Source organism: Shewanella algidipiscicola, from assembly GCF_003605125.1.
GTDB classification, from domain to species: Bacteria; Pseudomonadota; Gammaproteobacteria; order Enterobacterales; family Shewanellaceae; genus Shewanella; species Shewanella algidipiscicola.
This window is the reverse complement of the sequence record NZ_QPQT01000014.1, coordinates 1-13,676: the sequence shown is the minus strand read 5'-3', so window position 1 is coordinate 13,676 and position 13,676 is coordinate 1. Positions and strand designations below refer to the sequence as shown.

At 45.4% G+C, this 13,676-nt stretch carries 7 protein-coding genes; all 7 read right to left on the bottom strand.

Annotated features, from left to right (window positions below):
- Positions 1-71: 71 nt before the first annotated feature.
- Positions 72-1,994 carry a bifunctional diguanylate cyclase/phosphodiesterase gene (locus DVO77_RS14770; RefSeq protein WP_119978865.1) on the bottom strand — a complete coding sequence of 641 codons (1,923 nt, stop codon included), beginning with the start codon at positions 1,992-1,994 and terminating at the stop codon, positions 72-74.
- Positions 1,995-2,002: 8 nt separating this feature from the next.
- Complete coding sequence (locus DVO77_RS14765; RefSeq protein ID WP_119978864.1) at positions 2,003-2,710, bottom strand: transglutaminase-like cysteine peptidase; 708 nt, start codon at positions 2,708-2,710, stop codon at positions 2,003-2,005.
- Between the two features lie 19 nt (positions 2,711-2,729).
- Positions 2,730-3,335, bottom strand: coding sequence for an OmpA family protein (locus DVO77_RS14760; protein ID WP_110459077.1), 606 nt, complete (start codon positions 3,333-3,335; stop codon positions 2,730-2,732).
- Positions 3,335-4,747 carry a TolC family outer membrane protein gene (locus tag DVO77_RS14755; protein WP_119978863.1) on the bottom strand — a complete coding sequence of 471 codons (1,413 nt, stop codon included), beginning with the start codon at positions 4,745-4,747 and terminating at the stop codon, positions 3,335-3,337. The genes DVO77_RS14760 and DVO77_RS14755 overlap by 1 nt, the downstream gene beginning before the upstream one ends.
- Positions 4,748-4,778: 31 nt before the next feature.
- A complete protein-coding gene (locus DVO77_RS14750; protein WP_119978862.1) occupies positions 4,779-6,161 on the bottom strand; it encodes an HlyD family type I secretion periplasmic adaptor subunit in 1,383 nt (460 codons plus the stop codon).
- Entirely contained in the window at positions 6,154-8,334 is a 2,181-nt protein-coding gene (locus DVO77_RS14745; RefSeq protein ID WP_119978861.1) for a type I secretion system permease/ATPase, read from the bottom strand. Before DVO77_RS14745 ends, DVO77_RS14750 begins: the two co-directional genes overlap by 8 nt.
- 133 nt (positions 8,335-8,467) lie before the next feature.
- The coding region (locus tag DVO77_RS14740) for a type I secretion C-terminal target domain-containing protein (protein ID WP_119978860.1) at positions 8,468-13,676 on the bottom strand (5,209 nt) is incomplete at its 5' end.

Sequence of the window (13,676 nt, the reverse complement as noted above, 5' to 3'; positions counted from 1 at the left end):
ATCCGTCTGTTGCAGTCTTTACTGCTGGTCTGTGAATAATAAAAAAGCTGCCATTGGCAGCTTTTTTATTATTAGTTGAGCACTTTTTCTGGTGGAGAAATATAACCCATATAAGCCTCGGTTTTGAGTGGTTCAAACCTAGCTAGCTGCGCTTGCTCTTCGATACCTGTGACAATGACCTGAATATCGAGGCCTTTAGCCACGTTAACTAGGGCGCGGCAGAGTTCGCTACTGTGTTCATTTTCATCGTAGTAAGCGAAGGACTGATCCAATTTGACATAACTTGGGCGTAGTGTCTGTAGGTAAGCCATTGAGCCAAATTGACGACCAAAATGGTCGATGCCAAAGTGTGCACCATTATCTCTAATAATGGCACACAGAGCCTGACAGGCGTCAGGATCGCTATAGATACCCGCTTCGGGAATATCAAAAACAATCCTTTGGCTAAAATGGCTATTGCGGAGAAATTGATTTAACCATTTGTGAAATTCAAGGTCACGTAGGCTGTGGAATGTCAGATTAATCGCAATAGGTTCATCATTTTTTTCAATAATGCCATTGTCTACAATGGACTCGATAAGACAGCGGTCCAGTAAAGAGCCCAATGATAAGAGTTCAACATAAGGCATAAATTGTCCTGCATGGATCTCTGTCTCGCCAATGGTTAATTGGCAATACAGCTCGCGCTGTAACACTGTGGTTTGATTATTGAGATACACGGACTGCCATTTAAATTGAAAGCGCTTTTCCGTGATCGCCGCGCTAAGTTGTTCGCGCCACTGCTCTTTGCTATAGAGCTGTTTTTCATCGCTTTCAAACCAGTGGAAAACGTTATTTTCGGCGATAGCTTGTTGTAATGCATTGTCTGTTTGTGACAACAACTCTGAAACTGTCATCGAATCTGTACGGTGGGCGATACCGATAGCAAATTGTTCATTAGGCTTACAGCCTGCCTTAGACATTTCCTGATTCACAGTTCTAATGAGCGTGTGTAAGTATTTGCTGCTTTGCTCTTGTTCGGCGCTGGTGATTAGAAAAGCAAATTCATACGCAGCAATACGGGCAATTACAGAAGGCGCTATTTCATCGAGCTGTTGTTGCAGTCTTTGTGCAAGTAAACGTATGGTCTCATCACGTACTTGGTAACCATATTTACTGTGCACCTCCTCTAGCCAGTCGAACTTAGCCATCATTAATGCGCCATTATTAGGCTCGCTTAGCCAGCTATGGATACGTGCCATCATGTATTGGCGGTTAGGCAGGCCTGAAACTTGGTCGACTAAATTTTTCTTTCTTAACTCAGTCACTTCTTCATCGAGTGAGTTGAATATTTTTTTCAGCTGATGAGACATGCTATTAAAGGCCGATACGACCGACTTTAGCTCAGTGGTTTTTGGCAGTGGCAAATCTGGACCAAACTTGCGCTTGGACACTTCTGTGGCGTGTTCCGCGATATCGTGCAGAGGTTTAAGAATCCAGGTAAGTCCGAAGCGAGCCAGCATAATGGCGATTAAAAACAGAATAGAAATCGCTATAATAGAATTAGTCATGGTGCGCCATAGCTCGTTATACCCAAAGCCTGGGTGAGCGGTTATTTCTAGCTTGGCTAATTGGAGCCAACCTGAGGTGATGGTGCTTTCGCGGCTGATGGTATCAAAAAAGCCTAGATCGATAAACCATTGCGGAACGCCTTCAATTTTAACTGAGTTTTCCCATACTTGTTGCTTACCATCAATCAACCATGTCAGTTTGACTTGCTGATAGTAACCGCCTTCAAAGATCACATTTATCAAGGTTTCGGCGCCGACAATGTCGCCAGCTTCTAAGTCGGGAACTAGCATGATCCCTAAACTGTGGCTGGTGTTATTCAGGTCAGATTCCATCTGTTTGGTTAAGAAACTTTGGGTCTCGGTAAACTGCACGTAAGCCAAGCTAACGACAACGACCAAAAATAGGCCCAAAAGCAGTGAGTATATCTGTCGAAACAGTGTCATTGTTCTAGCTACTCCAATCTTAATTTGGGCATTCTCAGTCGCTCTACACCCAATCTTTGTTTGAGATCATTCCATTTTTCAAGACGTTCAGATGAGCCTGCAAGCACACCTCGTCCTTTCTCTTTGTTTAACCACAGCTGTCGACCATTGAAACTGTATACAGGAATAAGATCGTTTCGTTGCGTTGCTGGTTTTATGGTGCGATCGAGATTATCAAGTACTAAGGGAATTGAGCCTGGTGTTTCATAATAGGCCAGCACCATGTGGTATTGGTTAACTGAGGTGGCTTTGACCATAGTGATGCGTAATTTGTCATCGTCGATGCCAAGTTGCAGCAGGGTGAAATATTTTGCGATAGAAAAGTCTTCACAGTCACCGCCATTGACACCAATAAATTCCATTGGACTAGCCCAGTAGTTGCTATCACCCCAAAGCTTAATGTCGTCGACAAACCGAAATAGATTGAAAAAATTATTCACTTTAGTGATTTTTTCTAGCTCGTTCAGTCCCTGCGCTTCATTAAGTACCTTAAACCAGGCTTTAGCGCGTTTCCCGGCGCGCTCACCGTATCTGCTCTCTAAAGTTGAGGTGATACGGTTTGCGTCCAGTTGATGAGTCGGAGAGGCATATAGGCATGAGAACCCTAAGGTCATCGCCACCACACTAAGTTGGCAGACCTTTAATAATTGTCGATGTCCGCCAAATTTTGTGTTCATGTTCTCCGACTATTTTGGGTTATTTAACTTCTTCGTCCACAGTATAGATATTCCACTTCATATCGGCAGTGGTGTCTTCCCCGGTTAATTCAGCGATCACGCGGCGATTGCGTTTATGCGCTTCTGGCGTGTGAGTCGGATCAACGGGGCGGTCATAGCTGTAGCCAATGGCAGTCACTCGACCATTATCAATACCAAAACGTTCTGACAGTAATGAGCTTACCGCATTTGCTCTGTTTTGTGACAGAGTTAAGTTGTGATCATAAGAGCCTGTTTTACTACAGTGGCCTTCGATTGTAACTTGGGTATTAGGGTACTGTCTCATAAATGTCGCAACGGTTTCTACCTGGTCATAATACTGAGGATCAATGTAGAAAGAATCGTTAGCAAACAATATTTTTAACTCTTGCCGTTCGTTAATCGGTTTGATTTTACCACAGCCATAGTTATCGATAGTTGCCCCTTCGATGGTGTTGTTGCAGCGCTCTCTGGCAACAATGACACCATCTCTGTCATTGTCATTGAGGTCAAATGCCTGCTCTGTAGGAGTGTCCATGTTGACTGTGTCACGCATAGAACAGCCACCAATTAAGGCGATACTGACGAGTATTAATAGAGCTTTCATTATTTAACTCCCCCTTCATATTCACGTTCACCCTTCCATACATCGGGACGAGTAACACGAAGTGATTCTAATAATTTTCCTGTGGCATTGAGAATGCGGTATTCAGAAATGATCTCATCGTACTCGGCTTCTAAATAATCCTTACGTGCTTCAAATAGTTCGTTTTCTGTATCGAGTAAATCGAGCAGAGTACGCTGACCTAGATTAAACTGCTGGCTATAAGCTACCTGAGTATCTTTGGCAGCAATAACATGGTCACGGATATACATCTTTTGAGGCTCGAGCAGTTCATAGGCATTCCAGGCTAAGTTAACCCCTTCGACGACTTGACGATAAGCGCGTTGGCGAATCTCTTTCGCTTCGCCCAGTTTGTAGGCGGCCTCTTTTTCACGAGCCACATCTTTACCACCCGCAAACAAGTTATATTTGACTCGAACCATGGCCACTAAGTCATTGCTATGCCCGCCCACATTTTGCGAGGCAATCGGTGAATAACCATCTTCACCGTCGATATCGTTATTCCAATTACCACCCAGTTCTAAAGTCAGCTTGGGATAATAATTAGATTGTGCCGATGAGCGTTCATATTCGGCTGCCGAGATATCGCTAGCCGCCGATTTTAGTACCGGATGATTGTCTTGAGCAATTTGAATACTGCTGTTTAAGTCCGCTGGTAGCATGTCATCATCGGGTACAGGGACAATGAGGTTTTCAGGTTCTTTTTCGACAATTCTGATGAACTGCGCTTTGGCATCATAAAAATTGTTTTTCGCCGAAATCACATTGGCATTGGCGCGTGCAAGACGACCCGTTATCTGTGATAAATCGGCAATAGAGCCTAAGCCAGAATCGGTACGCTGCTTAATTTGGTCGTAAATGTCTTTATGACTTTGCAGGTTTTTTTCTGCCAAGGTTAATACCTGTTCGGCGCGGATATAGTTGATGTAGACATTGGCAACATCGAGTGCAATATCTTCGGCTGCGGCAAACAGTGCCCATTGATCGGCGCTGGCTTCAAAGCTATAACGATCGACTTCGCTAGAGGTATAGAAACCATCGAATAACATCTGTTTGATGCTAAAGCCGGCTTCACCACGAGTGAGCTCGATAACGCCATCGCTATCAACATCGCCTTGGCCGGCCTTCCTGCGGGTTGATGGGCTGTTGGTTTGCTCCCAGCCATAACCACCGCTAATATCGACCGTAGGCATGTAGCCTGCATATGCTTGGCTCACTTGCTCTTCACGTGCTTTAAAACGGTTAAACGCGATACGAATATCAGGATTGGTATCCAGTGTGTGAGCGACTGCTTGTTCTAGTGTTTGGCTAGAACCGACTCCTGGTAGTAACATCGCGCTAATAGCTAGCGCCATGGCGCTGCGTTTTAGCTGACGTACAGTTTGCTTACTCATGTTGTAACCCCCCTGGTTAATTTTTGTGAACTTAACGTTCACGTAGAGCAGTATCTCTTGCTCTTAAAATTGGATTAAGTATGTACTCCAGCACGGACCTTTGCCCAATTATTACATCTACCGAGGTCAACATCCCCGGAATTATGGGCATTAAGGTTCCATCGTCTTTCGTCAAACTTGATAATTCAGTTCTAACCCTTACAAGATAGAAACTGTTCCCCTCTTCGTCCTGTGTTGTATCGGCACTGATGTGCTCCACAACGCCATTTAAACCACCATAACGGGTAAAGTCATAAGCGGTCACTTTAACAACGGCGGGTAAGCCAGGATGTAAAAACGCGATATCTTTTGGCAAAATTTTGGTTTCAATCAGTAGCTGATCTTCTGACGGTACAATTTCGATAATATCAATGCCAGGCTGAACAACTCCACCTAAGGTATTGATATGAACAGTTTTAATGGTGCCGTTGACTGGCGAGACTATTTCGGCTTTGCTGACTTTGTCTTGCGCGCCCACTTGCGCCTCATTAATACGAGACAGGCGAGTTTGCATCTCATTGAGCTGAGTTCGTGTATCAGCGGCAAATACAAATAATGCTTCTCGGCGCTTTAAAATTGCTTCATCTTGTGATGCCTTAACCTTTGGGCGTAACAATCTAACCGAAGCCAGTTCACCGCGAATATCGTTGACGATACGTTCGAGTTTGAGTAGCTCAACTTCTGGCACTATGCCTTTTTTAGCCAGTGGACGTGTTAGCTCTAATTCTCGTGTTACCAACTGAAAACTGGTGGTTAACGTTGATATTTTTGATGCCAGCTCTTGGGTTTCTTGTTGTTTTTGCTGGATCTGGCGCGCTAAAATTTCAAGTTGGTTGCTGAGATTATCAAGGCGTCCCTCATACTCTTCTTGTTGACGTCGAACCAAGTCGGGTTCGTTATCTATGAGTGTTTGCGAAAACAGTAGTGGCTGTTTAACAATTTTGACCTGCTCGCGCCAATCCGATGCGACATCGGAAATGGTGATACTGTTAAGTTCGGTGCGCAGGCGCAATACATTAGCCTGCAGGCTATAAACCTCTTGTTCTTGCTGGGCAAAGTCAGATTTAAAGCGGGTATCATCGATACGTACTAAAGGCTGCCCCTTAGTGACGATCATCCCTTCTTGAACGTATAGCTCTTGCATAATGCCGCCATCCAAACTTTGGATCACCTGAATTTGCGACGAGGGAATGACTTTACCCATGCCAGTAGTGACGCGATCTAATTCGGCAAAATAGGCCCACAATAAAAAACACACAACTAATGCCGACAAAGCCCAAATAATCAGCCTATGGCTAGTTGGTGCATCGGTCATCATGGCGCCATAAACGTCATCTACCATCTCTAAATCATGGGTCGTTAAGTGTTTACTCACTCTTTGGACCTCCTGATAATAGCCCTTTGGTGAGCTGATTGAGTACGGTGTCTTTCGGACCGTCGGCCACGATATGGCCACGATCTAATACTATGATGCGATCGACTAAGCTAAGCAGATGCATTTTATGAGTGATCAGCAGTAAAGTTCTCTCTTTAGTGACGTTTTTCATGGCGCGAATAAATTGCTTTTCGGCGCGGGCATCCAAGCTTGCAGTAGGCTCATCCATGAGTAAAACGGGTGGATCGTTAAGGGTTGCTCTGGCAAGGGCAATGGTTTGGCGCTGACCGCGTGATAAAGATTGCCCACCTTCACCTACTTGTTGATCTAAGCCTTCGGTCTCTATATCGGTAAATTGGTTGACGCCCGAGAGTTGTACTGCACGAATCAATTGATGCTCGGTCACTTGGCGCGTTCCAAATAGAATGTTGTCACGAATGGTGCCATGAAATAGCGTAATGTCCTGTGGTAAATAGCCAAAGTTACGTCGTAAATCGGTAGGATGTATTTGGGCAGCATCGAGACCATCGTAGCGCAGGCTACCTTTAGTGGGCTGATATAAGCCCACAAGGAGTTTAGCCAAGGTACTTTTACCTGAGCCGTTACGGCCGATAATCGCAACGCGCTCACCCGGTGATATAGATAAAGTCATTGGGTGCAGTATTGGTCGTTCAGAGCCCGGGTAGTTAAAACTGACATGGTCGGCGTTAATTTGCCCTTGTAGGCGCTGTTTGCTGACCAAGTGCCCCTTATGTTGAAACTCATCTTCTTGCGTCATTATCTGATCGAGCTGACGCAGGGCGCTGGCGGTATGATTACCACGGGTCATTAAGCCGGCTAACTGGGCCATTGGCGAGATGGCACGGCTCGATAAAATCACCGCGGCAATAATGCCACCCATAGATATTGCGTTATCTGCGACTCGATAAACCCCTAAAATAACCACGCAAACGACTGACAGTTGCACTATGAAATTGGCAATATTGGTGACTGATGTTGATATTTTTTTTGCCTTTAATTGCCAGTTAGCGGTGTGGCCTATCATCTGTTGCCAGCTTTTTTGCACTAGCCCCTCAGCACCACTAGATTTGATTGACTCTAAAGAGGCAAGCGATTCAATAAGATGGCCATGCTTTAAGCTAGCAAATTTATTACTCTCCTCGATAGCGACCTTAAGCCGAGGCTGCATAAATAAGGTATAGACGATAATAATGGCGCCCCCAATTAAGGGGATAATTGCCAAGTCGCCAGCCACGATATAGATGACGATGACGAAAAATATGGCAAACGGAAGATCCACTAAGGTGGTGATAGTGGCCGATGTTAATATCTCGCGAATACTGTCAAATTCACCCAATTGCCTAGCCATTCCCCCTACACTGGGAGAACGTTTTTCTAATGGGATACCAATGGCTTTGGCAAAGAGCTGTGATGACACGATAATATCGACTTTTTTACCAGCAACATCAATTAGGTAGGCGCGTAGCTGTCGCATAATAAAATCGAAGATATACGCAATACCCGCCCCAATCGCCAATACCCACAGAGATTCAAAGGCAAGGTTTGGTACCACTTTATCGTAGACATTCATGATAAATAGCGGCGATACCAGTGCAAATAAGTTAACTAATACCGAGGCGATTAATGCATCACGGTAGATAGGCGCTGAATCTTTTAGGGTCTGCCATAGCCAGTGGGTTTTATTATCGTGTAGGTGCATATCAAAGCCCATGTCACCACGATATTGTTGCTTGACTAAAAAGAGATAGCCCACATACATAGCTTCGAGCGCTTCTATGGTCAGCTGCTCTTCACCACCGGTTTCGGGCAGCTGAATGACGGCGCGATCGTTTTCTAAATCTATTTCACGAAGTAAGCAGGCCTTTTGGTCTTTAAGCAGCAGGATACAGGGGAGGAAAATAGGCGAAATTTGATCTAAACCTTTGCGGGTTAGTTTGGCTGTGAGCCCGGCTCTGCCTGCCGCTTGAGGTACAAGTTCAGGAGTTAAAACACTGCCAGACAGCGGTAGACCTGCGGCCAGAGATTCGCTAGAGCAGGGACTACCGAAATACTCGGTTAATAATACTAAACTGTCTAACAAAGGGTCTACAGTCACTCGTTGCGAGGCTGAAATCGTCCATTGCTCAGTTTTTGGAGACGCTGTAGAGTGCACCTTAAAAACATATCCTTAAGATTTTATTAAACATTGTTGTGATTTTATTATAGAAGTATAAACCGCACATAACAAAATGATTGATAGCGCCAATTAGCGTTGCTAATTAGCGCTATCAAATCTTATGTATCCACTACATAATTTTGGTATCAAGCTCTTGTGGGGTGAAGAGGGTTAACGGTTCAGTACTGCTACTAGAATAAGCAGAACTTGCATCGTCTATGATTAGCGCTCCATCGCCATTAGTCCCTAAGAGTGAATTAATCACTTCGGCATCACTGTTAACACCAAGCTCAGCAAATAAATCGATACCATCAAGTACAATCATCTGATCTATATTACCGTCATCGTTGGCATCAATTTCGATAGTTGTGTTGCCATTTTCTACAGTGAAGTGCAGATAATTTTCTAAGTTATTTATAGTTTCACCTTGAAGCAGGTCGCTTAGATCGAGCTTGTCTTGAGAGACGTTAAAGTCAGTAATATGGTCGGTACCTGTATCGCCTTGTTGCCAGACGAAAGTATCAGCGTCAACGCCGCCAGTTAAGGTGTCATCACCTAGTCCGCCAATGAGAACATCCTCACCTGCACCACCAATCAGTTCATCATTGCCCGTACCGCCGAACAATAAATCATTGCCGCTACCGCCATTAAGCTCATCGTCACCACCTTGGCCGAAGAGGGTGTCGTTACCTTCACCCCCATTAATGGCATCGGCTCGATCATTACTGCTTGAGCTATCAAACTCTGTGGCGTTGTCGCGGATATAGTTGTGGATCTCCGCATTGGTTACCTCTGTTTGCCCAAGCTTACCTGCCACATAAGTCTTGATAGCGTTAAAACCTTGACCTTGAATATTGTCAAATCTAACAACATCACCGAAGATGATGTCGTTACCTGCGCCGCCGTCAATCGTATCTGATCCTGGCTGGTTGGAGACTTGATCGCCGAGAATGGCGTCGGCAAGTTCGTCGGCATCGATATTGGTTTGTACATCGCCGTCCGTATCATAAGACTCCAAGTCGTCTTCATCGATATTAGAGCCCATACCTATGGCTTCGACTATGATGCCTTGATCTGTAAGGAGTGCAAAACCTGCTTTGGAGTTTGCAATGGTTGTCGCTGTGGTATTTTGACCATTTCCTCCCAAAGAACCATCATCTTTAATGTAATAGGTGGGCTTTCCGTCAGTAATAAAGAAAGCTAAATTGGTGGCATCACTATTATCCTGAGCATCGCCATTGGCAAACCAGTTGGCTGTTGTGGTAAAGACATCTTCATAGTTAGTTCCGCCACCACTTTTCATGTTGTCTAATATGTCTTGTAATTTTTCCAGTGCTTGAGAGTTATTCAGATCGACACTGATACTACTGCCTACTCTAGTGTCAAAATCCACTAAGAATATTTTGACGGTACCACTTTGCTGTCCATCGGCACTCTCTTTGAGGGTTTCGAATACCTGTTCAAGCTGGGTTTTCATTGTGTTTAGTGTTCTACGGCTAATACTACCGGAACTATCAACCATAAAGGCGATATTATAGTCCTGTCCTGGATTAATGACTGTGCCATCAAAATCACCAATAACAATATCTTCGGCGTTGTTAAGATCAAGCGTTTGATCGCCTGGACCCGCTTCGGTAACTTCGTAATTGAATACAGGTACAATGGCAATATTTCCCGTGTAGGAGTCACCATCACGGTCGGTTACGGCAACGGCAAAGTCCAAATCACCATCATCGGTACCTTGCATGGCCTGATACTGGTAGAAATCCCAATGACCACTGGTTGGCGTAAATTCCAGTTTAAAAACTAAGTCTCCAGAATCTGTCTGTCCCAGTAGAGTGTTGCCCGATACTGTTATTTCAATTGCCTCTCCAGAGGCTGAGAAGAGAGGGCTGTCGGTCATACCGACTAATGCCAGACTGCCCTGGCCATCGGCCCCCCATTCGGCTGATATTTCACCTGAAGCATAGGCTATCGCAGGTGCATTTCCTGTACCGGTAAATTCGATGGATTCAATAGTGAAATCGCTGTTATCTTCTTTATTGAGAGGGGTACCATTGTCGGTGGCTTTGATTACGACTCGGTCGAAGCCACCATCCTGTACGCTGAAGTTGGCAGCATAGTCGCCACTATCATCATCGGAGCTAAAGGTTTGGGTGGATATCAGTTGGCCATCGCGCCAGAATTCAACCACGCCGCTTTCGAGTTCACCACCAAAGATGTTGGCAAATCCTATCTTCATGCCAAATGCCAAGGTGTTGGGATCAAGATCGATGACGATCTCTTCAGATACGCCGGTACCATCAGCAAATTCGCGGAAATCAACCTCATTGTCGATGTTGTGATAAGGTGCACCGACACTAGAGACTCCTATCCCCGACTCGCTACCATTGATGTTGGCTGAGATCAGAGTATGGTCTGTAGACGAAGTAAAGCCCCTAGCTGTGATGGTAAAGCCATTAAAGTCCAGTTCACTTCTATCACCACTCTCATCATCGGAAAAAGTGAGATCGAATGTACCTGTTAAAGTGTCAGGAATATCTGTCTCTGTTACCGTTACCGGTGTGGTATCGGGCAGGTGCGGAGCATCGTCTTCAACGCTGACCACAAAACCACCTGAAACAGAGCCACCATTACCGTCTACAGCATTAATAATGAAAGTCATATCATTGACATCTTCGATGCTGGTATCTGGATGATCGATGGGCCCTAGTAAATTAACCTCATAGTTCCAATCACCGCTGCCATTAGTGGCTGGAGGCGTTAATGTTACTGTCATCACGGCCGAGCTTCCAACTGAGCCGGTCAGGGTATGAGTCGTTGCATCCCATTGCCAAGTGATAGCCTGGCCGCCAGAGGTAACACCGTTTGGTGGGGTCAGGGTGACTGCCAAGGCATCGCCATCTGCATCTAGAAGCTCAATGGTGCCATTTGCCACGGTACTGTTAGTTGTATCACTGCTGCCAACGGAGTCTGGCAAGCCATTGATAAGTCCTTCCTCTGAGACGATAGTATTTGTTGCCGTGATAATCGTGGGAATATCATTGACACTGTTGACCTTGATGGTCAGGGTCGCAGTATCACCATTATTGGTCACATAGGTGATAACAGGCACAGTACCGTTCCAGTTCGTGTCTGGTGTAAAGGTATAGTTACCATCTAAGTCTATGCTCAGGCTGCCACCTTCGACTGTAACGCTCTCTCCTGCGCTGTAAACCTGGCTATCTCCGGCTACAGTGAAGCTAGTCAATTCTAGGTCTTGACCATTGCTGAATTCACCTGTGTCATTTTCAAAAATGTTACCGATAGCCAGTTGACCTTCGCTGACTTCCTTGAAGTCATCCACAGCCGCAGTGTATTTGTCGACTTTAACATCCAGAGTCGATACTGCAGTCTGATTGTTGTTATCTGTGCCGACAATCTCAATTCCCGAAATCTTTAAGGAGTCGACATCTATGTTATGTGGTAGATTGCCCATCAGTTCGGCGTGAACAATCACATTACCTTCACTGCCTGCCTCGATGGCTGACCAATCGAGGCTAATTTTAAGCACATCTTTATTGGGCCCATTACCTGGCATAGAGGCAATCAGATAACCGTCTTCCAGTCTCCAGCTTAATGGGAAGTTTTCTCTGATACCTTCAACAGTAATTCCGCTGAAATCATCATTATGGTAGTTGAAGCCAAAGTTGGAAAGCTCACTGTCGCCAGCTTTGAATCGCAGTGACTGTTGATCCGTATCTAGGTTATCATCCTGCAAGCCAAATTCGTCTAAGTTAGCCAATGCGTGGGAAATAATAGCGCTTGGGTTTTCTCCAGGGGCTTCTAGATGGATATCAAGATTGTTATCGGTTTGATCGCCATCACTGTCTGTGACAACAACGTTAAAGCCTAGATCCAAAGATTCTGTGGAGCTTACAATTTCCTGAGCTGTCGTGCCCGTTAGTTGGAACTTGGCGCCATCAGCTGTTACAGCGCTTAGTTCTATATAGTCTATGGCACCGAGATCACTAATAACTTCATTAGGGCCTATCTCGCCTTCACCTAGCAGATTACCGCTGGCATCATAAGCCTTGAAGTACACCATCTCAGGATCGCCATTACCCACATTAAAGTTGAAGCTTGCACTGGCAACTGTTTCAGCGTACTCAATGATCAGAGTTTCTCCCTCTGAAACCCATGGGTTAGCAACCCCGAAACCATTGTTAGTACCATTGACGTCGGCTGGGTTACCATTGGCGTCTTGGCCTAATAAGGTAAAGGAAACGTTGGCATCTAAGGGAATAGCGTTTATATCGTTATAAACGTTGTATTCGTCAGAAGCGCTGTCATATGTGACATAAACGGTGCCACTGATCCCTCCCTTACCACCGGCTAATGCACCTATGTCGATCTCTTCGAGCTTATCTATGCTCTGCAGTATATCCAGTTGATAGCTGTCATTGTTTGGATCTGTGCTGAGCGTAAAGATCAATGTTTGTTCTGGATTATCTTCATCATAAACGGCCACAGGATTTTCATTGCTTGTATAGGCAAGCAGTTGATCTGGCTTGGCCGGATCGACGAAGAAGAAGACAGTCTTACCCCCAGCGGTGATGTCTGAAGCGCCAAAGTATGTATTAGAGTTGGCATCCCATCCATTGACGTTGCTACTTAGATCGGCACTATAGTCTTTATCAGCACCTGACGTGTTCATGACTCCTGTATAGGTGCCAATCGTGTTAACCCCATTCTGAATGGCTTCAAAATCGACAACGGGCGAATCATCTTCGACCGTAACTTGGAATGAACTTGAGTCTGTCGCTCCAGAACCATCCGCTACATCAATACCGAAATTCAGATTGAGCACATCTTCAACGTTGGCAACCGGATGATCCAGTGGTGCATGCAGTGTGACTTCATAAGTCCAATCACCGCTGCTGTTACCATCAGGGGCTTTGAGCGAAATACTCATCACGACAGTTGAGCCTGCTGAGCCTGTAAGCGTTTGAGTGTCTGCATCCCAACTCCAAGTGACATCGACTCCGCCAGAGGTAATATCGGCGGGTCCGCTGAGAGTCACTTCCAGCTCGTCGTTGTCTGGATCCTGCAGCTCAATGGTACCATTAGCGATCACTGCATCAGTTGTATCCGTATCGCCGATATTATCAGGTACGCCATCGGTTAGACCCTCTTCAGATACGGCTACATTGGTAATATTACCTATGCTTGGAGGGTTTTGCGCATCGACGATGGTGGTGTCGGCGCTATTGTCAGTACCAATGGTGGCATCGGCGCCGGTGACGCTGTCGATGGTGACAGTGAAATCTTCGGCCCCTTCATAGACGCCATCGGTTAGG